21 protein-coding genes are annotated in these 21,739 nt (G+C 60.7%); 11 read left to right on the top strand and 10 right to left on the bottom strand.

Annotated features, from left to right (window positions below):
- Positions 1-102: 102 nt before the first annotated feature.
- The 3 genes from BES08_RS30095 to BES08_RS30085 are packed head-to-tail and all read right to left on the bottom strand — an operon-like array spanning position 103 to position 4,003.
- A complete protein-coding gene (locus BES08_RS30095) occupies positions 103-1,011 on the bottom strand; it encodes a ribose-phosphate pyrophosphokinase (RefSeq protein ID WP_004212748.1) in 909 nt (302 codons plus the stop codon).
- On the bottom strand, positions 1,008-2,546 hold the full coding sequence (locus tag BES08_RS30090) for a thymidine phosphorylase family protein (RefSeq protein ID WP_004212749.1): 1,539 nt from the start codon (positions 2,544-2,546) through the stop codon (positions 1,008-1,010). Before BES08_RS30090 ends, BES08_RS30095 begins: the two co-directional genes overlap by 4 nt.
- Complete coding sequence (locus BES08_RS30085; protein WP_197524565.1) at positions 2,543-4,003, bottom strand: MBL fold metallo-hydrolase RNA specificity domain-containing protein; 1,461 nt, start codon at positions 4,001-4,003, stop codon at positions 2,543-2,545. The genes BES08_RS30090 and BES08_RS30085 overlap by 4 nt, the downstream gene beginning before the upstream one ends.
- A 251-nt stretch (positions 4,004-4,254) precedes the next feature.
- Here BES08_RS30085 and BES08_RS34400 point away from each other — a divergent pair, with 251 nt between their 5' ends.
- The 7 genes from BES08_RS34400 (at position 4,255) to BES08_RS32450 (ending at position 9,090) form a co-directional block, all read left to right on the top strand.
- Positions 4,255-4,533 (top strand): DUF2933 domain-containing protein, encoded by a 279-nt coding sequence (locus BES08_RS34400; protein ID WP_069710297.1) that lies wholly within the window; start codon positions 4,255-4,257, stop codon positions 4,531-4,533.
- On the top strand, positions 4,494-4,919 hold the full coding sequence (locus tag BES08_RS30075; RefSeq protein WP_081799271.1) for a transposase: 426 nt from the start codon (positions 4,494-4,496) through the stop codon (positions 4,917-4,919). Before BES08_RS34400 ends, BES08_RS30075 begins: the two co-directional genes overlap by 40 nt.
- Positions 4,916-5,269 (top strand): IS66 family insertion sequence element accessory protein TnpB, encoded by a 354-nt coding sequence (gene tnpB / locus BES08_RS30070; protein WP_036531136.1) that lies wholly within the window; start codon positions 4,916-4,918, stop codon positions 5,267-5,269. The genes BES08_RS30075 and tnpB overlap by 4 nt, the downstream gene beginning before the upstream one ends.
- 49 nt (positions 5,270-5,318) lie before the next feature.
- A complete protein-coding gene (gene tnpC / locus BES08_RS30065) occupies positions 5,319-6,872 on the top strand; it encodes an IS66 family transposase (RefSeq protein ID WP_069710296.1) in 1,554 nt (517 codons plus the stop codon).
- Positions 6,869-7,450, top strand: a complete 582-nt coding sequence (locus tag BES08_RS30060) for a UPF0149 family protein (protein WP_036531284.1) — start codon at positions 6,869-6,871, stop codon at positions 7,448-7,450. The genes tnpC and BES08_RS30060 overlap by 4 nt, the downstream gene beginning before the upstream one ends.
- Before the next feature lie 148 nt (positions 7,451-7,598).
- Entirely contained in the window at positions 7,599-8,309 is a 711-nt protein-coding gene (locus tag BES08_RS30055; RefSeq protein ID WP_051586914.1) for a methyltransferase family protein, read from the top strand.
- Between the two features lie 433 nt (positions 8,310-8,742).
- Positions 8,743-9,090 carry a winged helix-turn-helix transcriptional regulator gene (locus BES08_RS32450; RefSeq protein ID WP_081799056.1) on the top strand — a complete coding sequence of 116 codons (348 nt, stop codon included), beginning with the start codon at positions 8,743-8,745 and terminating at the stop codon, positions 9,088-9,090.
- A 73-nt stretch (positions 9,091-9,163) separates the two neighbouring features.
- Here BES08_RS32450 and BES08_RS30050 read toward each other — a convergent pair whose 3' ends face one another.
- Together BES08_RS30050 and BES08_RS30045 are read right to left on the bottom strand one after the other, a co-directional pair.
- On the bottom strand, positions 9,164-9,568 hold the full coding sequence (locus BES08_RS30050; RefSeq protein ID WP_036526729.1) for a hypothetical protein: 405 nt from the start codon (positions 9,566-9,568) through the stop codon (positions 9,164-9,166).
- Between the two features lie 76 nt (positions 9,569-9,644).
- The gene (locus BES08_RS30045) at positions 9,645-9,905 is read right to left on the bottom strand and encodes a hypothetical protein (RefSeq protein WP_051586913.1); all 261 of its coding nucleotides are present in this window, start codon (positions 9,903-9,905) and stop codon (positions 9,645-9,647) included.
- A 162-nt stretch (positions 9,906-10,067) separates the two neighbouring features.
- Between BES08_RS30045 and BES08_RS30040 the strand changes: the two genes are divergently transcribed.
- On the top strand, positions 10,068-10,406 hold the full coding sequence (locus BES08_RS30040) for a hypothetical protein (RefSeq protein WP_338043888.1): 339 nt from the start codon (positions 10,068-10,070) through the stop codon (positions 10,404-10,406).
- A 12-nt stretch (positions 10,407-10,418) separates the two neighbouring features.
- Here BES08_RS30040 and BES08_RS30035 read toward each other — a convergent pair whose 3' ends face one another.
- Complete coding sequence (locus tag BES08_RS30035) at positions 10,419-11,714, bottom strand: DUF8535 domain-containing protein (RefSeq protein ID WP_036526792.1); 1,296 nt, start codon at positions 11,712-11,714, stop codon at positions 10,419-10,421.
- A 509-nt stretch (positions 11,715-12,223) separates the two neighbouring features.
- Between BES08_RS30035 and BES08_RS32445 the strand changes: the two genes are divergently transcribed.
- The gene (locus BES08_RS32445) at positions 12,224-12,952 is read left to right on the top strand and encodes a nitrilase-related carbon-nitrogen hydrolase (RefSeq protein ID WP_081799055.1); all 729 of its coding nucleotides are present in this window, start codon (positions 12,224-12,226) and stop codon (positions 12,950-12,952) included.
- 460 nt (positions 12,953-13,412) lie between these two features.
- On the opposite strand, the gene BES08_RS30030 is transcribed toward BES08_RS32445, so the two are convergent.
- From BES08_RS30030 to BES08_RS30015, 4 genes are all read right to left on the bottom strand, one after another.
- On the bottom strand, positions 13,413-14,096 hold the full coding sequence (locus BES08_RS30030; protein WP_069710295.1) for a hypothetical protein: 684 nt from the start codon (positions 14,094-14,096) through the stop codon (positions 13,413-13,415).
- Positions 14,083-14,595 (bottom strand): DUF2726 domain-containing protein, encoded by a 513-nt coding sequence (locus tag BES08_RS30025; protein WP_069710294.1) that lies wholly within the window; start codon positions 14,593-14,595, stop codon positions 14,083-14,085. The genes BES08_RS30030 and BES08_RS30025 overlap by 14 nt, the downstream gene beginning before the upstream one ends.
- 63 nt (positions 14,596-14,658) lie before the next feature.
- Positions 14,659-18,090, bottom strand: a complete 3,432-nt coding sequence (gene mobF / locus BES08_RS30020; protein ID WP_069710293.1) for a MobF family relaxase — start codon at positions 18,088-18,090, stop codon at positions 14,659-14,661.
- Positions 18,091-18,092: 2 nt separating this feature from the next.
- Positions 18,093-20,531: a type IV secretion system DNA-binding domain-containing protein gene (locus BES08_RS30015; protein ID WP_036528677.1), complete on the bottom strand. Its 2,439-nt coding sequence runs from the start codon at positions 20,529-20,531 to the stop codon at positions 18,093-18,095.
- 121 nt (positions 20,532-20,652) lie between these two features.
- Here BES08_RS30015 and BES08_RS33500 point away from each other — a divergent pair, with 121 nt between their 5' ends.
- Positions 20,653-20,886 carry a hypothetical protein gene (locus tag BES08_RS33500; RefSeq protein WP_155986419.1) on the top strand — a complete coding sequence of 78 codons (234 nt, stop codon included), beginning with the start codon at positions 20,653-20,655 and terminating at the stop codon, positions 20,884-20,886.
- 477 nt (positions 20,887-21,363) lie between these two features.
- A complete protein-coding gene (locus BES08_RS30005) occupies positions 21,364-21,588 on the top strand; it encodes a hypothetical protein (protein ID WP_036528676.1) in 225 nt (74 codons plus the stop codon).
- The last annotated feature ends 151 nt before the right edge of the window (positions 21,589-21,739 follow it).

Here is a 21,739-nt window from a genome sequence, read left to right as displayed (position 1 = left end):
CGCGATTTTCTCCGAAAGGGAGATCTCAGGAGATTGGTTCGGACTCGTTTAGGGTCAATGGATGAGGACGCGCACAGCGTTTGCCGGGCGTTCATTTCCGTCTTAGAACTGACGCGCAGCACGCCATTCAATCCGGTGGCGAACGGCCTCCGCGATCGCTGGCATGACGTCTATATCATTCGACGCATGTGCAACCGCGTTCGTGCTGACGATCCTTTCGACAAGCCCACCCAGAACCTGCGCTGCATCGCCGGCAAAAAGCGGATGCACGACCACGCAATCCGGTCGCGCGAACCCCATGCCGACCAGTTGGCGCGCCGCCTCGGTGAGGGTCCGACCGGATGAGGCGATATCGTCGACCAGCACCGGCTGGCGATCGAGAAACGCTGGGGCATTCGGAATCGAGATGGTGACGTGACGGTCGCCGGATCGGATTTTCTCGCACACGAGAAACGGAGCATCGGCATCGGCCGCCACCTGCGAGACCCACTGTTCGCTTTCCAGGTCCGGACCGATGATCAGCGGGCGAGCGACATTGCGCTTGATCCACGAGGCCAAAAACGGCGCGGCATGAACAACCTGGGTTGGGATGCGGTAGATTTCCGACAATTCATGGTAGCGATGGAGATGCGGATCGACCGTCACCAGCCAGTCGAGATGGCGAGACAGGATCGCAGCAAAGGTTCGCGACGTCACCGCCTCGCCGGCATGGAAGCGTATGTCCTGGCGCATGTAAGCGAGGTAAGGGGCGACGAGCCCGATCCTGCGAGCGCCAAGATCGCGCGCGGTGTCGGCTGCGAACAGCAGCGGCAACAGCTTGGCGTCCGGATGATCGAGACTGGACAGCAGGATGACCTCGCGGTCGCTGACGTCGTTTCCGACCCTGAGATAGGTTTCCCCGTCAGGAAACTGACGATGCTCGATCGTGCCGACCTCTGCATCGAGCGCGGCGGATAGCGGCTGTGCCAGGGCCTCGCTGCCAGGCAGCGCGAACAGGACGGGACGGTTCATAGCGCTTCAATCCCGAAGATCGGCCCGTCGCTCACGGCATAGGCCGCCGCATAGTCGAGCTCGCCCGGGCTCTCGGCATGAATGCTACACAAGGGAGCCCCGGCATCCACCATCTGGTTCAGCCGACACTGCAGTGCGACGCCAGCGGCCTTGGCCACCGGCGCGCCGGCGAGCTTCGCGACCGTCGCGAGCTTGCGATTGTCGATACTCACCAGGCGGCCGCTATAGGGAGCGATCATATCCTGCTGAAACCGGGCGACCGGTGGAGCCCGCATGCCGCCCTGCGCTTCGCAGATACGTTGGAACTTGGCCCAGGCCCCGCCGCTTTCGAGACACGCCCGCGCACGCGCATAGCCTTCGCCGGCCGGGGCCGCGTCAGCGAGCTCAAGCAGTCCTCCCGCCAGCTCGCAGGCCCGGTGGGCGAGATCCTCGGCGCCCGGCTGCCCCTGGAGGACGGCAAGGATATCCTGCGCCTCAAGCGCCGGGCCGATGCCCCGTCCGATCGGCTCCGCGCCGGGGCCGCGCATCACGCGCGTGCGAAGCCCGAAGGCTTGGGCGACCGAGCTCAGCGCGCGCTCGAGCGTATCGGCGGCATCGGTTCCGCGTACCTTGGCGGTCGGCCCGACCGGGATATCGATGACCAGATGGGTCGCACCGGCCGCGATTTTCTTGGACAGCACCGAGGCGACCATCTGCCCTACGGCATCGATATCGAGCACTCGTTCAACGCCGATGATCACATCGTCGGCCGGGCTGAGATTGACGGCGCCGCCCCAGGCGATGCAGCCGCCTTCGCGCTCGACCACCTTGCGGATGGCGGAAACGTCGAGGTCGACAGGTGCAAGCACCTCCATCGTGTCCGCCGTGCCGGCCGGCGAGGTGATCGCCCGCGACGATGTCTTGGGCATGATCAGGCCCTCCGCGGCCATGATCGAGACGATGATCGGCGTGGTGCGATTGCCCGGCAATCCACCGACGCTATGCTTGTCGACGATGACCGCTCCGGACCACTGCAATCGCTCGCCGACATCGACCATCGCCCTGGTCAGGCTGATCGTTTCGTCCGTATCGAGCGGGACCGCTGAGCATGCCGTGATGAACGCCGAGAGATGGACATCGCTATAGCGTCGCTCGGCGATGTCGGTCATGATCGCTGAAAAAGCCCCTTCACTGAGACGATTGCCATAGATGCGCCGACGCACTTCGGCGAGCGAGGCGAGAGGCTGGGCGTGCGCGATCTCGACCGGATCGCCCTCGCTGACGCCGAGCCGCCGCCATGCGGATTCGGACAGGCCGATCTCGCCGGGCGCTGGAGCCTCCGCGGAACTGTGCAGCAGCGAGACGACGATTTCCCGCCCGCCGGCGTGCAGCGCGACCTGCGCGCGCGACGCGAGACCTTCCGAGCGGCAGACGGGACAGTCTTGGCGCATGACCGCGATCAGATCACCTCCGGCAGCGGACAGGCCGAGGCGGTGTGCCCGCAGCGTCGTCGCGACAGGCTCTACTTCGGCGTCCTCGATGATCCCGGGCTTCACGCGAGCATGCCCCAGCTACCCAGCGCCGGTACGCTGCATGCCCAGCCCAGATCCTCCGAGACTCGCTTCGCCAGGACCTGGGCGCCGGTCGGCTCGCCATGCGTGACATAGACATGGCGCGGGGGCTCTTGCAGCGACCCGAGCCAGCGCATGAGCTCGTCGCTGTCGGCATGCGCCGAAAGCATCGTCAGGTTGGCGACATCGGCTTCGACCGGGATATACTCGCCGTGGATCTTGATCGTCCGGGCGCCCCCGATCATGGCGGCGCCGCGGGTGCCCGCCGCCTGGAAGCCTGAGAAGAGGATGAGGTTCTTCCCATCCGGCGCGAAGCGCTTGAGATGGTGGAGCACGCGGCCGCCCGTTGCCATTCCACTGGCCGAGATGATGACCTTGGGAGCGGGGTTGGCGGTGAGTTCCTTGGATTCCTCCACTTCGCGCACATAGTGCGCGACGCTGCACGCCGCTTCGCACTCGGCGCGGGCCAGGCGATGCTCGTCCATGAAATCGCACATCAGCCCGCTCGCGTTGATCGCCATCGGGCTGTCGAGGAAGATCGGGATGTCGCGGAGGCGTCCCTGCGCGCGCAGACGCGAGAAATGATAGAGAAGCGACTGAACCCGTCCCACGGCGAAGGCCGGAATCACCACCGTCCCGCCTCTCTCGACGCATCGTTCGACATGATCTCCAAGCGTCTTTGTCGGATCGACCTGCTCGTGGCGCCGATCGCCATAGGTCGATTCCACCAGGACATAGTCGGCGCGCGCGGGCGGCTCGGGATCCTTCATCACCGCATCGCCGTAACGGCCGATGTCGCCTGAGAAGAGGATTGTCCGCCCCTTCCAGTCGATCTCGATCGACGCCGCGCCGAGGATGTGGCCGGCGCGATGGTAGCGCACCCTGATGCCGTCCGTGACTGCATGCCACGCTCCGAACTCGATCGGGCGGAAGAGCTGCAATGCCAGACGCGCGTCGGCCTGGGTGTAGAGGGGCAGCGCCGGCTGGTGCCTGGAGAAGCCGTGCTGGTTGGCGAACTCCGCATCCTTTTCCTGCAGATGGCCGCTGTCGGGAAGAAGGAGCTCGCACAGGGCCGCGGTCGCCCGCGTGGCAAGGACGGTCCCGTCCCAGCCCAGGCGCGCCATGCGCGGTAGTGCGCCCGAGTGATCGAGATGGGCGTGGGTCAGCAGCACCTGGCCGACATCCGCGACTTCGGGTGGGATCGATGCCCAATTAAGGCGGCGCAGATCCCTGGGTCCCTGAAACAGGCCGGAATCGACCACGATCTGAGTTTCACCATCGTCCACCAGATAACGCGACCCTGTGACCGTTCCCGATGCGCCGAGAAAGGCAACGCCGAGACCATCGGCCGGGCGCTTGGCCAGATCGATCCTTGCTTCACGCTCGAGGACGGTCACTCCGGACTGGTTGCGGGAATGGTGCCGTTTCTTTCTCTTGTGCATGGACGCGGGCCTGCCTCTCACGATTAGTTCGTGAGCGCAGCATTGGTTCGCAGACGCCGCACGCCTATACGCAAAAGCCGCAGCACGACCGCTGCTCCCCGACAGCTGCGTCGCGCGAACGCCGGTGGCCGATCCGATCGATCACCTTACCCATGCTTGCGCGATGCCCTTCGGACTTCGGTCTCTACTTATATCTTGCTCCTTGGACTCGAGCCTATGCTGGCTGGACGTTGACCAGAAGAGGACGGGATATGGGCGAACATGACCATCGCATGCGCAAGCGCGGCAAGATCGTTCTGATCGGCTTCCTGCTCGTCGCCAGCTTCTTCCTCCTCACCGAGCATACCGCGCACTTCCTGGGCGTGCTGCCCTATCTCATCCTGCTCGCCTGCCCGCTCATGCACCTGTTCAGTAACCGCTGCCCCGACCCCACGTATTCTGGTTGGTTTTTGAGGGGTAGATCTGCGCGAGACGTTGAGGAGCTCGAGCAGTGGTTGACGAAATTGATGCGGTGCCAAACGTTGGTTTGACGTGTGCGTCGCACAGTGCAAGTTCGCGTTTGACTGTTAGTTTGGAGCCAGTCCGGCGTCGGCACGAGCGATGGCCGGATGATGAGCGCGATCGTATTCTTGCGGAAAGCTTCACTTCCGGAAAAACGGTAGCGCAGGTTTCGCGGGATAACGGCGTCGGCCTTGGCCTGCTGCATTATTGGCGCCGGCAGGCGCGAGCGGCGGGGACCGTTGAAGAACTACGGCTTGTGCCAGTGACGGTGGTTGGCGAGGAGCACGCGCAAATGCCGGCCGTCCCGGCATCGCCGCCCAGCATGGAATTGGTGGTGCGCGATGTGACAGTTCGTATTTGCGGCGCCGTCGAGGCGGAGCACTTGCGCACCGTTCTGGCGGCGATCCGGGAATGATCCCGATCGATGGAAGCGTGCGGATCTATGTGGCGACGCAGCCCATCGACTTCAGGGCCGGGATCAACCGGCTGATGGGACTGGTGACACATGTTCTGGGCCATGATGCCTGTGCCGGTGATGTGTTTGTCTTCCGCAACAAGGCGGCTGACAAGGTCAAGTTGGTCCGTCATGATGGATCCGGCGCGGTTATGGCGACAAAATGGCTCGACCGTGGGAGGTTCCACTGGCCCCCATTGCAAGGAGGGACGCTTGCCCTGACGGGGGCGCAATGTGTGGCACTTCTATCGGGCCTGGACTGGCGCAGGCTGCCGTTCCAGGAGGAAAGGCGCCCTAAGGTTTTTGGCTGAAATCTGCGGTTTTGAGTGGCGGCACAAGGGTGGTGTGGTATAATCCGCCATGCCCTCGCGAGCCGATGACCTTCCCGAAGATCTCGAACAGATGGCCGCCCTTGTGCGGGAACTCCGGGCTGAAAACGCTCAACTGCGCTCGCTCCTCAAAGGCATGGCCCAACAAGCATTCGGCAATCGATCGGAACGCGCCAGCGTCATTCTGGGAGATCAGGGGCAACTGGATCTGGGCGATCTTGTGAGCACGCCGACGGTCGCGGCCAATGACGATGAAGCGCCAGAAGACAAGCCTGTGATCAAGCGCCCGCGCGCGAAGCGCGGCATAATGGCGCTGCCCGCCCATCTTGAGCGGGTAGAGCAGGTGATCGATCCGCAGACATTGGATTGCCCTTGCTGCGCAGGCAAACTCCACAAAATCGGAGAGGATGCCAGTGAGGCCCTCGACTGGGTTCCGGCCATCGTACGCGTCATTCGTACCGTTCGCCCTCGCTATGCCTGCCGCAATTGCCGTGAGGGGGTTATTCAGGCACCAGCGCCCCGGCGTGCGATCCCGGGCTCGATGGTTACCACCTCGACGCTGGCCTGGATGGCCACAGCGCGATTTGCATGGTCAATCCCTCTCAACCGGCAGCTTCAGATGCTGGCCGGACAGGGCGCCATCCTCGATCGCGCCCTACCAAGCCGCTGGATGCGCAAGATCGCATGGTGGCTGAGATCTCTGTATGAATTGCAACTCGCGTACATCCACGCGCAATCGCGGATTTTCTGTGACGGGACGCGAATGCCGGTCCTTGAGAAAGGAAGAAAACGAACCCGGATCACGCAGTTCTGGGCACATGCCTGCGATGATGGTCCCTGGTCAGGCCCGGCGCGACCGGCGGTGGCATACATTCACGCGCGCGGCCGCGGGCATGCCGAAGCGCGCCAGCAGCTAGCCGGCTATCGGGGCATCCTCCAGGTCGACGGCTATGGCGCCTACAAGGCGCTGGTCCGCAAGGGGGCGGAAGGGATCGTGCTGGTCTTTTGTCTTGCCCATGCCCGTCGCAAGTTCGTGGACGCCTACCGTAAATCCCCGTCGCCGGTGGCCGCCGCGATCATCGGCCTGATCGGCGAGGTCTACGCGATCGAGGCCCGGGTGCGCGCCAGCAATGCCGCAGATCGGTTAGCGGCCCGCCAGGCGGAAACCTGTAAGGTGATGGCTACGATCAAAACGCAGATCGACGACATGCTGCCCAGGCTCTCACCCAAATCCGATCTGGCAAAGGCGATGCGCTACACCCTCAACCACTGGAAGGGCCTGACGCTATTCCTGGAAGACGGGCGTGTCGAGGTCGATACCAACACCGTCGAGCGTGGGATGAGAAATGTTGCCCAGGGCAGAAAGTCGAGCCTTTTTGCGGGGAGCGAGGAAGGAGCCCGGACCTGGGCGGTGCTTGCCTCGCTTCTCCAGACTGCTCGCCTCAATGGCCTCGATCCCTACACCTGGCTCAACGATGTGCTTGAACGGATCGTGAATGAAGAGGTAATGATCAACGATCTGCACAGCCTGTTGGCATGGAACTGGCGCCCTGCGACTGATCGGCTAGAAGCGCTGGCAGCATGAGCTTCAAACGTCAAACCGCATCCGGCAGAACGCTCTCATTAGAGCAGCTCGAAATCTGGCTCGATACGCTTGATCCGCCGGTCGCCGGTGTCTCCTCGATCGATGGCTTCCTCGCGGCGTTGGCTGCCGGCCCGTCCATCATCAATCCGGACATATGGCTCAAGAGCATCCTGCGCGAACACGTCCAAAGCGCCCGATCGGCGCCCGCACGCCGAACGATCCTCAAGCGCTACAACCAGATCTGCATCGAGCTTGCCGAGTGCCCTGAGGTCTATGCGCCGATCTATATGCGGACCGAGGACGGCGAGGTCCTGCTGGAAGACTTCGCCAATGGCTTCTTCACTGCAATGCATCTGGACATGGACGCATGGAAGCCCTTCGTGTCTGACCGAGAGTTCGGCTTGCCGCTTGCAGCTATCCTTGGCCAAAGCACGATCATCGACGGCACATCATGGATCGACCAACTCCAGGATCCCCTCGCAAATCAGGCTCTTGCAGATACCTGGCGGATGATCCCCCAGATCATCTCCTTCATCCATGACCAGTGTGCCTTTGCAAGAACCCTGACCGTACACTGAAGCCTCTCCACATCCCACGTGGGCTCGAAGCAGCGGTTACCCTGTTCATGCACCACGGCCATGGTGGGCATCAGCATGGCCCTGAGCCCGGTCAGGCACCTCTCGGCTTGCCGGCCAATCCCAACGGCCGCATCGAAGGAGAGTCGCGATGACGCACGCCGACTATGGCTATGGTCTGTGGGGGCTCGCGCTGGTCAACGCCGCCGTTTTCATCCTCTTTGCGTTCAGCTTCTTCAAGCCGGCAACGCGGCGCGACTGGCGCAGCTTCGGCGCGTTCAGTGCGTTCATCGTCGCGCTCTTCGCCGAAATGTATGGCTTCCCGCTCACCATCTTCCTGCTGTCGGGGTGGCTCCAGTCGCATTTCCCCGGCGTCGCTTGGTGGAGCCACGATGCCGGCCACCTCTTGGAGATGATGTTCGGCTGGAGGGTCAACCCGCATTTTGGCCCGTTCCATCTTGCCAGCTTCGTGCTGATCGGCGCGGGCTTCTGGCTGATCTCGGCCGGATGGGCACCGCTTCACGCAGCCCAGCGAGTTCACAAGCTCGCGACGACGGGAATCTATGCCAGGGTCCGCCATCCGCAATATATCGGGTTCATCCTCGTGATGCTCGGTTTGTTGCTGCAATGGCCGACGTTACTGACGCTCGCCATGTTCCCCGTGCTGGTCGTGATGTACATCCGGCTAGCCCGGCATGAGGAGAAGGCGGCGCTCGCAAAATTCGGGTGTGAGTATCGCGACTATATGGCGCGAGTGCCAGCCTTCGTTCCCCGGCTAACGTCTCGGACAGCGCGTACTTCCGTTCATGCACGCCCATGGAGAGGCAAGGCGCGGCTCGATCGGGGGCGGAACAGGCTTTAGCCAAAAGCACGATTGGCCGCGCCGAGGCTGAGGGGTTGGGCGTCGGGGTGCGTATTACATTCGAGCGATGAAACTTACGCCGATGGCCATCGCATCTCGGCACGTTGATTTGGGATGCGGTCCACGCTTGTTTCGGCGGAACGCACGGAGGGAAATCTATTATGCCTTTCGATGCGACGTTGTTCATCAAAACCCGGGTTGCGCCAGCCGTCGAGAGGTGCGCCCGCGCCCCGAAACAGTCCCCCTTCAGCCGGATGAACACATGCCGAGGCGCCCGTAACCCCCGGTTGGAACTAAGGTTCTCGCGGCTCGCACTCGCGTCTCAGCACTTTTTCCGTAGCCGATAACCAGCCGCCCTGCCGCACCAGGATCGGCTTCCGCGAAAGAGCTGGCGCAGTCCCGCCGCGTCCTTGATTGTTAAGAGAGCAATTGGATGGGTATCGAGTCACAGAGCCAAGTTCATCGATCGATAGACCCCGCTGCAGCCGACGCGATATTTCAAACCCTGAGCGCACGTTGGGTGCTGCACATCCTGGTAGCACTGAGCAAAGACGATCTTCGCTTCACGCGCCTTCGCCGAGAGATACCGAGGATCAGCGCCAACGTGCTTACCGTCCGCCTGAGGGAACTGGAAGCGGCATGTCTGGTCTCGAGGACGACGTCGCCGCCACCGGATTCCTATCAACTTTACGGACTGGGGCCGTTGGCACATGGATTGCGGCCGGCGCTGCAACATCTGGAGCAATGGAGATTACAGCTCGGTGTATTCGGCAAGACCTAGACTTCCGATGATTCCATCATGGATCGGAGACGATTGCCGCGCCTGCGGAATGCTTGCCGCCGGTCACTCAGCGCTAGGGGAGAAGGACCGCCGCAACCTCGCGATAATCGACAGGGTGGATGCGGTCTTTTGATTGGAAGCGCGCAAGGTCCAGGGTTTCATCGCCAAACCTCACCGCGATCGAGTTTATGAGATAGGCGCGCGTCCGTGAATATGGCAGGATCCAGATCGCTCGTTGGGTGGGAATATTTTGGCGAAGTTTGGTCAGTTTGAGTGCCAGCAGCCGGCTCGGCTCATCATTGGACCCGACAGCGAGCAGGGTGGTCCCGTAGAACTTGTTCGGGGATCGCCAGGACAATATCTGGCTGGCCGTCGCCCGCTCCTCGACCAGCTTATCACATTGCCCGGCATATCGGTCACTGATCGCCCGTGACATTCCGACACCAATGCTATCGCCAATGATAAGGCACGCGAACATCGAACATCCTCAATAAAGACCGGTTTCACTGCCACCGGCCTCGCCCGTCATCGACCGTGCAAGCGAGCCAGTGCTCTCAGTCTTTCATGGGCAGAACGCGCGCTGCAAGCGCTGAAATATCGGCTTCCCCCAGAATGTAGGAGGCGCCCGTTTCGGAAAAGAATAGTTGTATGCGCTCTTCCTCTGCGGTGGGCGGGCAGATTTGCGCCGTAGCGTGACTGTCACTCCAGGAAGCATCGACAAACTGAACAAGCTCAGACCATGCCTTGATACTGTCGTCGTGAATCGTGATGCGTTCCCGGCCACGAAATAGGATAACGAGCACTGATACCTGCATGATACCTTTACGATGTGTGTGGTCGACGGCTTGGCACGGTCCTCAGGCTCCTGACCGTGGTAGGCCGAGTACAGGCCGAGATCGCCGAAAATCGTCTCCAATTTGGAGCGATGCTGCATCATCGGTCGCTTCCCCTCGTGAAGGGAAGGGTGATTGTGAGCGATGGAAGATGGTGGGAACGAGACCTTTCCGTCGATTGTTACCAGCAAAGCGGGTGGAGATTTGTGGATCGTGGCACATCTTTCGGCCGTGGAACTTCACAACTGGATCGCGCTCTATGCGGCGGCAGGGGTCTGCTGCGCGCTCGCGATGATCATGTCCCTGGGGCTCATTCTCGTCCAACTTTACCGCGAGCAGGCGTGGGCAACGCTCACTACAGGGCGCGGCCTTCTCCTTTTCATTCCTAGTACCTGGTGGCGATGGCAGAAGCTCTACCTGCTTTCGACCCCGGTAACGCTTGGAATTGTGGGCGCCTTCGCCACGACATTGTCGTGGACGTAGAGCCATGCAGTCTTAGTTAAGTCGGTGCAGCGCTTCGGCGATGAGCCGCGCAACCTGATCATCCTCAACATCCCTCAAGGTGATCGGAAGGGCGGGGGCAATCTGCTCGAGTGCCCGCTGCGTAGCCGGCGTCGATCCGATGCCAGTGTTAAGAGGCATTGCTTGGATCACAAGCTGTCGGATTTCACCCGTCGCCTGCGAGCGCGCTTCTACAAGAAAATTCGGCCGACAGGCCCCAAGCGGGGTCAGACGATCGAAGATCGGCTTCTCAAGAGCCAGATCGACGCCCTCGCGTGCGAGAACGCGCCTTGAGCGGAGAAGCGCTTGCAGCACTGCCCGCTCGAAATTGCTCTCGACCGGTATGAACCGCACGCCTGAATAGATGGGTTGGGCATAGGCACGCAGGGGCGCATAGCCGTGAGCTTCTGGATATTGTCCTATTACAACAATGACGAGATACGGCCCCTGGATCGAATTGTCGCGCACCGAGGGCGACTGGACGCGGTTCGCAACGTCGATCGGCTCCGAACCGGCCGGGAAGATCGTCGAGCCCTGAAATGCCTTGGCAAAGAGGGCCAGAAACCCTTGCGGAGCGTGTCCGCGTGGCCATCGACGGCCGAGTTCGCGAATGCCGGCAAGGGCCCTTCTGCTGTGCAGGGCATCCCCATGTGTCCAGAGCACTCGTCCCAGCTCGATGCCTGGCGCCACCTCGATCTTTGCCGCCGCGCGCGTAAGCGCCCTGAATTCCTCGCCGATCGTCCGCTCGGCGGTATCCTCCGAATATGGCGCCACCAAGTGCAGGCTAGCGTTGTTCATCAAGCGCCAGAGCAGTCTTGCCAGCCGCGGTATGGACGCGTTGCGCGTGCGGTCGTCACTCGCGTCGTTATCGGGGCGCTGTGCCAGCTTCTCCGGCGCAGGGCGGAGCACCTCAAAATAGCCGACCGGGGGATCGGCCGGCGTCAGCGGATTGCGGGTCTGGGTGATACGGTTGGTGACTTGGTCACGGAAGAAGGGGCAAATGGCGACGTGCTCCGGTCGTTTGGCGCTGGTGAGGCGACGCAGATAATAGGTCTCAGCCTCCGATAGAAATGCCGGCGTAAGAACAGGCGGAGTGCAATCGACACCGAGACAGTCGCAGGCAAGCCATTTGCCGCCGATGCGCGCCTGCTGCACCAAGGTGATTCCAGCATCCTCATCCTGGCGTGAGCCTTCGCCGACATACCAGCGGATCAGCGCGGATTGAAGCGTTGGGGGCAAGGGAATACGGGCGCCACCGAGCCCGCTGCTGTGTCGGTCAATCAACCACATGATGGTGCCCATCGAAGCATAGTCGATAAATGCTTTCCCAGCTCGGCTCGGTTGACAACTAGAAACGGTTCGATCTCCACTTCCGTGATTGGTCAATCGGAGGTCGTTATGAGAGCGATACTGCTAATAAGCGCTGCCCTGATCAGCGGAACATGCGCGACGGAAGCCGGTGCGCGTCCAACCGAAAAATCCTCGAGAACGGCCCAAGTCATCGTGATGTCGACGGAGGCGGCGCCTACCGACGGCCAAGGCGGGATCCCGCTGACGACCCGGACAGACCCGGATGGCGGCGAGCTCGTCCAGGCGGAGGCTTCTGCACCGTTTCCTCCCGCGTTTAAAACGCATGATCTGAGCCGACGCTGGGTAGCCTTTGAAATGGCCAACAGCTTTGCTGCGTCCGCGTTGCCGGTCGCGACCGAGGCAAGGTATTCAGACCCATTCGCGCATGTCGGCGTCGCCACGATCCCGACCGATTCCGGTTTGTCGGCTGCTCCGATTGCCATCCCTCCATGGATGAACGGGGGGACGGCATTTGCAACGGCCCCCCGACGCATTTCGACTCGCTGTCCCGCGTATGGCTATCAACCTGCCGGGTTTCTCGATGCAGGCACCGAGCTGAGACGGTCCGGGCGCGGCTCTTCTGTCCCGATGGCAGTGTCGGTTGGCAGGACAAGATTGTGATGACCCGCTTCGAACGGGAAATCTGGGGCATAACAGGGGGTACGCAGATAAAAGCATTGGACACGCCCTTTGGCCCGGTTGGCATATCCATCTGCTATGACGCCGAATTTCCTCTGATTGCACGTCGTCAGGCAGAAGCGGGAGCAAGGATCATCCTCGTGCCCTCAGCAACCGACAATATGCAGGGTTATTGGCGGGTGCGGATCGGCGCGCAGGCGCGTGCGCTTGAAAATCAATGTTATGTGGTGCAGGCGCCCACAGTTGGTCTCGCGCCCTGGCTCCCCTCGCTCGATGAAAATTACGGCGCCGCGGCAGTTTATGGGCCGCCTGACTGCATCACGCCCGACAATGGCGTTTTCGCCATTGGACGGGCCCATCAGGCCCAGTGGCTGATGGCCGATGTTGATCTTCGCCAGGTCGTAAAATGGCGCCAGGGCGGCGCAGTTCTTCCTTTCTGTCACTGGTCAGAACAGTGGCCCGAGCTACTGGCTTCACCGACAGGTATCGCCAATGACAATCCAGATGAGCTTAGCACTTTATATGACCGGATAGGATGAAGTTGACCCTGTAGAGAGCTCGGCGAACATATCTGCAGCCGCTCAGCCGAGGCGGTGCAGCGTCGACGCATCCCGATCGCCATCGAACCAGCGTTCTATCGTGTCCTCGACCAGTAAAGGTCCACGTGCCATCAGCGCTCTTCAGCATGGAGCCACGAGCGGCTATTTCGATAGAGCGGGTTATGGTGATGTGCTGATTGGGCATTCGGTATTCACAATGGAAATCTGCTCAACAAGTGTGTCCTTGGACAGGTAAAGGCATTCTCGCGGGAAGTGCAACATGGGTCGGCCGTCGCTGGTCACCTGCTTGCCATTCATCATAATAGGGCGGCGTGCGACTGTCACCTGCGACGACTCATTGATGCCAGTGCCGCCCTGCCTAATTTTTGAGCATAAGGTAGTGTGGTAGTTGGGCCGACAAGCCCGACTACAAGAATAAGGTGACCCATCGGATATTTCTCTATTTCAAGGGTTGCGGCGCTGAGAGATGGGCTCGCGTGTGGAGATTGCCGGCGCGCGAGCGGTGAAGATCGATCCCGCTTCCATGCTCGTCGCTGAATGTCATTTTTCGGCTGACGGTCTCGAACGTGGTTGTGCTGCCAAAGTATTTTTCAGGGCCGTGCCACTTGTCACCTTCGATGACCTGCATTCGGTATGTGCCCGGCGGGACAGGGATCGTGACTTCGTCGCCACGACGAACGTAGACGGAAATGACATGGGTGTCGGTCGCAGGATCATAGAGTTGGATGACGGCATTCCCCATGTCCGTCACGATCTTCAGGCTCGAGGTCGCCGATCGCGGATCTATGGAACGATTGACCGTGACGCTGCCGCTTTCAGGAAATGGGATCTCGACGTTAGTGTCAGGAATCCATGCGCTGCGCTTCATGTCGCGCCACATGGGAATGACGTAAGTTAGAAGGCAAAGGATAGGTATGAGGCTTGCGACAGCGCTGCGCCATCTCGGCGCACCACTGGATTTCGGCCTCCAACGATTCTTCTGATAGTCAAATCCTTGGTTCTTCTCAGAGAACCAGAGGCCGTCATGTTCGCTGCGGCCCTTCTTGTCATTCCAACGGGTGCCACCTAGCCCTCTGCGCTTTCGGTAGCGGTCGCGCATATAGTCGCGGTCATCGATTCCCATTGTGGCCGCCCTTGCTGTTGGCTGAAAAGGGAGGCATCAGCAGCGACGACACTGCCTGATGCACCTCCTCGAAGCGGGGTTGCACAGATCGGCCAATGCGGACTGTTTGATAACCAGCATGGCTAGTCATGGCATCGCGAGCGCGATCGCGAGCCGCATTGTGGCTGTAATCATCGACTTCGATCAGCGCGAGGATCGCGCCAGACACCCGATCCTGCGCGACGAAATCAACGATTTTCTGCGAGAACGCATTGCGATCGGAGTGACGGGATTTTCGCAATGGGTTTGTAGGGGCCTTGAGCAAAGCACCCATCGCCACCTGGGCGTGAATGCGGCAATGTGGCAGGGCCCGTTCCAAAGCGATCAGCATCGCAGCCTCACGTTTGGTCAGGAAGGGTTTCGAGACAGGCTTCGGCGCTGTGTTGAGGCCAGCCAAAGCCTTCAGTAGCCCTAATCCCACCACCAGCAGGATGAGCATTCCGATTTTGGTTTCATCCATGATCAATCAGCCCCTTGGGTGCGGAGGGTAGGGAGGCACAGCGGTCAAAGGGGATGATTTTGGTCATAGATCGAGTCCCAGGTTCTTTTCGGGCAGGCCCGGAATTTGGCCGTCATCACGGCCAGGCATCGGCGGAATGCCGGTGAGGTCATCAATGGTGGTGTCGACGATGCCGAGCCCATCCCCCTCGAGGTGATCCAGCAGTGCTTGCCGGAGCGGATCGGCGTCTTTCTTGTCCTGCGCGGGGGCAGGGGGCTCATCAGCGCCGGGGTCGTAGATCTGATCGGCACTTGTATCGAAGGTGGAATAGTCAGTTTCCGATTGTCCCATCGGGGGCAGGTCATCCAGATCCATTGAACCGGGATCGGACATGCCGTCCTGGCTCGTCTCAACGTCACTGCGCCCTGCGGCCGGGTTCTCGTTGCCATCGCTGCCAGTGCCAGCGCAGCCGTCGTGTGAATCGGCTGCGGGCATTGGGGGCAGGTCGCCCAAATCAGCAATGGCTTCGCTGCCAGGGCCGTTTGGCATGCCAACGGCACCGCTCTCTGCGTCAAGCGCATCGAAAGCGGCGGTAAGTGCAGCGTCTGCCGCTTCCTGCTTGGCATCGACACCATCGATGTCCAGCTGCCCGGTGCTTTCCAGAGAGGAGGTCTTGTCGCCGGGATTGGAGTTCAGTCGCCATTCCAGCTTCTCGCGATCGTCGACGATCATGGTGAGGCCATCGCGGACACGAGTAACGAGGACGTTGAAAAGGCGCTGGTTCGAGAGGTTATGCTCATAGGAGAGCATCACGCCGATCCCCCTATCGGCCGTGACACCTTGAGCCATGTGCATATTGAGGGCGTAGGCGAGGCCGATCCTACTGAGCATGGGATCACCGCGCTCCAGTGTCAGGCGCTCGTTATTCGCGGTTTCGACGGTGACGCTTCCCCCCTCGATGGAGACGATCTTTGCCAGTGCGGCATTGTCCAGACCGCGATCCTTGTCGTTGGTGGTCCAGCGGATTGTATCGCCTTCATAAATTCTGAGCGTTTCGAGGTTGGAGAGTTCGAGACGGCTACGGGTGATGCTGGGATCGATTTTCTGTGGATCGAAGCGCAAGTTGCGACCATTGGGGCCTGTGAGTTGGATCTTGCCGTTGTCGAAGATGCGGCTGACCTGATACTGCCCGCGCCCTAGCCCGACTTCTCGGATTTGCCCCGTCACCGTCAGGGTCTGGCCGACAGTATAGTGATGGGCATAGCGTAACTGCTCACGCTCTTTGCTGACCCGGTCATGGACAGTGACGTCCAGGCCATCTCCCTTCAGAGTGCCTTCCTGACGCAATCCTTCCTGAATTTCGGTATTGATCTCGGAACGTCCCTCTCGCCCCGAAACGAAGACAGCCGTAATAGCCCGTTCCTCTGCAGAGAGGGCTAACCATGTCTCGGCCGCCTGTTTCGCCGGTTCGGAATGTTCACTGACATTATCGCCCAGCACTTTCAGTGCAGCACCGGCCCGGCCAGTGTTGGCAAGCGCCGCTACGGTCAGGAGTTGCTTGTTGTCTGGATTGATACGCACGTTCTGATCCATGCGCGCCATGGTGATCCCGCCGGCCTGTACCATGGCAAAGGATTTGCCCGCGTCGATCGAGGATAGCTGTTGGCGGTCGCCGACGAAGGCGACCTTCTCGATGCCGAGAGCTTCGGTGATGCGCATCAGCTTGAGCATATCCTCGCTGGAAACCATGGAAGTTTCGTCGACGACGACGATCGTGCCGGCCAGTTCGTCCCGCCGCTGCTGCGCCCCCGGACTGCTCGGGTCGCTGAGGAATTTCTCGTTCTGCCAGATGAACGAGGCGATCGTCTGAGCCGAAACCCCGGCCTTTTCCATGTCGTCGGCCGTGAGGTGCTTGGGCACCATGCCCTCGCGCATGTCGCCGACCATCTTGTTCTGGAACGCGAGACCGAGGACTTGCTTGCCCTCATCGCGAGCAACGGCGGCAACGGTCTGCAGCATGGTAGACTTGCCGGCACCGGCGACGCCCTGGACGACGACGTAGCGATCCTCGCTGGAAACGATCATGGTCGCGGCCACGAGTTGCCCCTGATTCAGTTCCCGGGGCGAGGCGGCTTCCTGAAGCCGGGACGTCGCACTGGCAGCGTCAACGATCGAGGTGCCTTTACCTTTGCCGGCATCGACGTGATCAAGGATCGATTGCTCGATCTTCAACGCTTCGGACGTAGTGACAGCGTCAACCATCTGGCCCTTGTGTTGGATCTGACCTGAAACGAGATCGCCATTCTTGATCAGCCGATCGATCCGCGCTTCGACGTTATCGATCGTGACGCCCTTGAGGCCAAGATCGAGAGCCGTCTTGGAAACCTGATGGACCTGAAAAGCGGCCTCACGCTGGCTGAGAATGCGAACGGCCGAGGCAACGGCGAGCTGGGCACGGGCATCGCCAGGCGAGCGGGCCAGACGCGCAATGCCGGCATCGACCAGTGGTTCAGGGGACCGCAGAAAGCCGGAGACAAATTCGCGCGCGGTGTTCACCACCTCGAGCATGGCCTTGTAGCCACGGACGGCGAGGTTTTCCGGTTGATCGCGAGAGGCGCGCAAAGCGGTGGCAAGGACGTCCTTACCGTCGAAGCCGAAAGTTTCTGCTCGATCGACCCACCCTTTGACCATGCTTTCACGGTCTTCGACGTTCAGCTTGGGGTCGCGCGTATTAACGGTGACGCTGTCGCGGCCCTTGGGGGACACGATCCCGAGCTGCTCGGACTTCAATAGGATCTCTTCGCGGCGGGTGCTGAAGGCGTCGATCACCTCCTTGGGCACATCGACAATCTCGAAAGTTCCGTGCTTGCCGTCGAGGCGAACCTTATAGCCCAATTCCTCCACCCTACCGCGAAGGTAGGAATGCTGGACCGAGCCGATGACGGTGTTGTTAGACCAGATTTTGTCGGCGTGGAGCGCCTGCCATTTGCCGTCTGGCATGCGTGTCATGTTGGCGACGATCGAATGGTAATGGAGCTGGGGATCGAGCGCCCGGCTCGTGTCGTGCTGGAACATGGCATATACCAGGTTTCCAGTCGCAACGGCGGTGGTCTTGCCGTCGACCGTCTTGCGACCTTCGGCGAGGTTCCGTTCGACCCAGGCCATGGTATCCTTGACGGATAATGCGAACGCTTCCACGAGCCGCTTGTCACCGGCAATGTAGGCCATGATCGACACAGATTTTGGCGCCGAGAAGGTCAGGTCGTAGCCCGGTCTACGGTTCTCCTTCGCCTCAATCTGTTCGCCAGTGGGCGTCTCACCCAAAAGAACCTTCTCGAACGCTTCGCGGGTAACAGCGGAGCCATCGGCGATCGCGCTGCCGGCAAGGCCTTCACCACCCCATTGACTTACCTCTCCTGCCTGCTCGTTGGTGTAGTAATCCCCGGCAACGAAATCGTCGTTGGTAAAGTATTTGGCGGCACCACCAGCGGAACGAACTGCTGCGATGGAGTGCATCGTCAGTCCCCCATCCCGATGCCGGAATCACCAAGATCGGGATGATCGTGGTGATGGCTCTGGGATGCATCGGTGCCAACGCCTGCGTCGCGCGCTTCGCGCACGCCAAGATCCTTCTCCAAGGGGTTGCTCGAAGCGCGAGCAACCTCAACGTCCCTGTGTGATGATCGCGAGGCGACCTCCTGGTCATCGCGAATGGAAACCGCGTTGTTGGAACGAATGCCTGAGCGCTCTGGTGTGTCGAGACCGTTATGGTCGACTGCATCCCCCTTGGCCGCCTCGCCTCTGGTGGTTGCGGAATGGCTTGCACCAGGGTCCATGCGATCAAGGGCTTCACGCGCATTGGGATCGCGTCCCTCCTGTGCTTCGCGATCCTGCTCCGAGGGTTGCGAAAGGATGTTGGCGGCAAGCGCAATCGGCGCATCTCGCGCCGCCATTTCCTCGTCGCTAAGCGCGATATATTCACCACGCCCACCGTCATCACCACCCTTCGGCTTACCCCCACCTCCGCGAACCTTGCCGTCTGGATCGTCCGGCTTGTTCGGTGGACGCCGAATGAAACCTTCCGCGACCTGCGGGTATTGCTGCCACTGCAGACGGACGCGCGCAGCAGGGAAACCGTCAGGGAATTTCACGAAGCCGTGCATCGAGGGCAGGTTCATGATGTCGTCGGGAATGACGAGTGGTTCGATCTGCTTGCGAGGCGTCAGCGTCGATGCGTCGCGAGTGGAATTGTAGCCGTAAGAATAGCCCTCATCCATCTGGCGAATTTCGCGATTGCCGATATAGCGGGCGCACTGCTCGGCCGTGTCGAGATCGGCTGCGGCGAGCATCAGCTTGGTACGCGCGAGCGAGGACAGATTGCGGGCGTTTTCTTCGCCGTAGACCTGCACCAGCTTGTCGAAGGAGTGAAGGCCAAGGATCATGGCGCCGCCAAAGTTTCGGGCAGTCTGAAGGCCGTCTTCGATGGCAGGAAGGCGGTGCAAGGCGCCCAGCTCGTCGAACATGAACCATGTCCGCAATGAGCGGGTCTTTTTCATCGTCATGAGCGAGTGGATGGCAAGGTTCGACCACAAGGTCAGGAGCGCCTTGTTCATCTCGAGGTCGGTGTAGGTGCAAGTGATGAAGAGGATCGATCCGGGGGCCTTGTCGCCGGTGATCCACTGCTTGATGGAGTAGGGCTTACCGTCGTCGGGAAGGAAGCGCAGCGCCTGTGCATTGGTGTTGAAGACGGCGCGGATCGATTCCGCCATGCGAGCCGCTTCTGGAGCAGTCAGCGGGTCCGCAATCGTCTTCTGCAGATGACGGTGGACCTGCTTGAGGTCAGCGGTCATCAGGTTGTCCGCGAGGGCCTGATTGGAGGTCTGTCCCTTCTCGATCAGCTTCATGCACATTTCGATGAAGAGGGTACGCGCTGCGAGGGCCCAGAACGGTTCCGACGAGCCGCCATCGGAGGGTATCAGCGCGGCGGCTGCGGCCGTGAACTCGCTGTAGGTTTGGCAATCGTTGAAGATCGACCAGGCCGGGCAGCGCACGTCCATGGGATTGAGGATCGTGTCTCTCTCGGGGTGATAGAACGCCTCGACGTAAGCGCCGGTAAGATCGAACACGACGGCATTGTCTTCGCGCTCACGCATCTGTTCCAGGTGCTTACGCAGGACGGTAGTTTTGCCGGTGCCGGTGGTGCCCAGCAGCATGGTGTGGGATTGCTCGAGCCGATGCGGGTAGGGGATGCCAGCGATGTGGTAGGGATGGTGTATTCCGGCTGCCTTGCGAGCCGCGAATGGTAGGGCAAGGACACCCTTTGCTGACAGGTCCGGGAAGAGGTCTTTGGCTTCTTCGACGAATTTGGTTTGGTTGTGCTGGCTGATCTCCTTGTAGAGCAGATCCCGGTCCACCAGCATCGCACCGCGTTCGTGGCGTTCTTCCATGATAGAGCCGCCCCGGCGACGGGAGAAATCAACGTACCAGATGGATGACGGGATGGTCGCGAAGGAGGCGATAAGAGCCGAGCCGATAATGCCGCGCATCGCCTTGTGCCAGGCGAGAGCTACTTCGGGCACATAGGGGACGTATCCCATGAATGTGTGCCGCACGGTATGGTCGGGAAGCTGCAGGTTAGCCTGCTTCATGGGATCGAGGGCACACCAGTCCCAAAGCCACGACAGCACGCGCATGCAGATGAGCTGGAAGTTGTTCTCGTCGAGCGTGAACGAGAGGATCGTGAAGTAGGAGAGGGCAAACATTCCGAGCCACATGAGGAAGGGCATTTTTGCGCCCTGCAGCCACATGATGACTTGGGTGTTGAGCAACTGGCTCCCACGCACGAAATTGCCGTTGTTACGGGGGGTGTCACCGCGCGCGGAATGGTGTTTGAGAGGGACGGGCCGACCGTCGTCGCGAATGTCTTCGCGGTCTTTTTTGCCGTCCTTACGCGCCATGATAGCGCTCCATGCGACGGGTCGTTTCCTCTAGGACGAGTTTTCGATGATCGGGGTGTTCTTCGCGCAGGATCGTGTCGACGGCAGCCTGTGTGTACTCACACACTCTCGCTAGTCGGAGGTGGCTGGCATTATCGAGTACGCCACCGTCCAGGTGACGCTTGACGATGAACCTTACGAGATCGGCAAAGGATCTGTCTTGGTCGGCAGCGATCGCGTCGAGCCGGTCAAGATCGTGTTTGTCGAACCTTACGGATCGCTGGGTACTTCTCATTTTCAAACCACCCTCTCGAATGAGGGGATGGTGAGCTTTTGCGGAAAGCGGTCATTTACTACCCACGGTCCCTACGGATAGCAAGTTTATTTAGGTGCCAAAGGTCCATGTAATCCCGTGTAAACCCAGTCAAGCCACTGATATATTTGATAAATAGCAATGGGTGTGAATGAGATTACATATAGGAGTGATTGGGATTACACTAAATATTGCCACAACCCATTGTAATAACGCCATAATCCTGCAACCACGTTGCGTAGGGTGTGCTAATGTAGCTGACATATCGTTGTTGGAGCCTCGGTCTGTTCCGTCGTTCGTCTGGTGCGGATATGATTCCGGTTTCCGGGGGGCACCGGGCCGCCGTGAGGCGGAAACGCCGGAGGGAATAGAGCGCTTCGCGCGGGTGAAATGGGGCAGATGGCGCATGATTTCTCCGTGGGTGAAGGGACAATTTCGAAAGGTGGTCGTAGGGGTGTACGTCGCGGGTTTTCGCATGGCGTGAGAGCGGTTATGGTGGCCGGGTTCAGAGCCGATCAGCCTGACCGAAAGGTACGAGTAATGGCGAAGTCACTGGACGCGGAAATGGCCGCGATCGAAGCCGAGGAACGCAAGCTGGTGGAGCGTCGCAAGGCGCATCAGCAGAAGGTGCGGGAAGCGGCGATCGGGACGGTCGAGAAGGCGGGGCTTTTCAAGCTCCAGCATGATCGACTTGAGCGGATCATGAAGGCGGTGAAGACGCTGGGCGTGGATGAAGTGGAGAAGCGGCTTCAGGCTTCAGCCTGAGCCGTTTCGCCACCGAACAAACGACCGATGGCCGCGCGAATGGGCTTGCCCATTCGGGCGGCCATTCCTTTTGTGGCGGGCCCCGGCGATGCGTAGCCCTGGCCGACAGGCCAAGGCGAGCGAGCCGGGTGGGGTCGCGCAGCGGTCGGGA

The organism is Novosphingobium resinovorum (assembly GCF_001742225.1).
Taxonomy (GTDB): Bacteria; Pseudomonadota; Alphaproteobacteria; order Sphingomonadales; family Sphingomonadaceae; genus Novosphingobium; species Novosphingobium resinovorum_A.
This window is presented reverse-complemented; position numbering and strand designations above follow the sequence as displayed.

Excerpts from the sequence above, each read along its gene's own strand:
- BES08_RS30050 (WP_036526729.1), bottom strand. The coding sequence starts at position 9,568 with ATGTTCGCGTGCCTTATCATTGGCGATAGCATTGGTGTCGGAATGTCA.
- BES08_RS30015 (WP_036528677.1), bottom strand. The coding sequence starts at position 20,531 with ATGGCGCGTAAGGACGGCAAAAAAGACCGCGAAGACATTCGCGACGAC.
- BES08_RS30035 (WP_036526792.1), bottom strand. The coding sequence starts at position 11,714 with ATGTGGTTGATTGACCGACACAGCAGCGGGCTCGGTGGCGCCCGTATT.
- BES08_RS30030 (WP_069710295.1), bottom strand. The coding sequence starts at position 14,096 with ATGGGAATCGATGACCGCGACTATATGCGCGACCGCTACCGAAAGCGC.
- BES08_RS30095 (WP_004212748.1), bottom strand. The coding sequence starts at position 1,011 with ATGAACCGTCCCGTCCTGTTCGCGCTGCCTGGCAGCGAGGCCCTGGCA.
- BES08_RS30005 (WP_036528676.1), top strand. The coding sequence starts at position 21,364 with ATGGCGAAGTCACTGGACGCGGAAATGGCCGCGATCGAAGCCGAGGAA.
- BES08_RS34400 (WP_069710297.1), top strand. The coding sequence starts at position 4,255 with ATGGGCGAACATGACCATCGCATGCGCAAGCGCGGCAAGATCGTTCTG.
- BES08_RS30040 (WP_338043888.1), top strand. The coding sequence starts at position 10,068 with ATGGAAGATGGTGGGAACGAGACCTTTCCGTCGATTGTTACCAGCAAA.
- BES08_RS30045 (WP_051586913.1), bottom strand. The coding sequence starts at position 9,905 with ATGCAGGTATCAGTGCTCGTTATCCTATTTCGTGGCCGGGAACGCATC.
- tnpC (WP_069710296.1), top strand. The coding sequence starts at position 5,319 with ATGCCCTCGCGAGCCGATGACCTTCCCGAAGATCTCGAACAGATGGCC.
- mobF (WP_069710293.1), bottom strand. The coding sequence starts at position 18,090 with ATGCACTCCATCGCAGCAGTTCGTTCCGCTGGTGGTGCCGCCAAATAC.
- BES08_RS30085 (WP_197524565.1), bottom strand. The coding sequence starts at position 4,003 with ATGCACAAGAGAAAGAAACGGCACCATTCCCGCAACCAGTCCGGAGTG.
- BES08_RS30025 (WP_069710294.1), bottom strand. The coding sequence starts at position 14,595 with ATGGATGAAACCAAAATCGGAATGCTCATCCTGCTGGTGGTGGGATTA.
- BES08_RS32445 (WP_081799055.1), top strand. The coding sequence starts at position 12,224 with ATGGATGAACGGGGGGACGGCATTTGCAACGGCCCCCCGACGCATTTC.
- BES08_RS30055 (WP_051586914.1), top strand. The coding sequence starts at position 7,599 with ATGACGCACGCCGACTATGGCTATGGTCTGTGGGGGCTCGCGCTGGTC.
- BES08_RS32450 (WP_081799056.1), top strand. The coding sequence starts at position 8,743 with ATGGGTATCGAGTCACAGAGCCAAGTTCATCGATCGATAGACCCCGCT.
- BES08_RS30060 (WP_036531284.1), top strand. The coding sequence starts at position 6,869 with ATGAGCTTCAAACGTCAAACCGCATCCGGCAGAACGCTCTCATTAGAG.
- tnpB (WP_036531136.1), top strand. The coding sequence starts at position 4,916 with ATGATCCCGATCGATGGAAGCGTGCGGATCTATGTGGCGACGCAGCCC.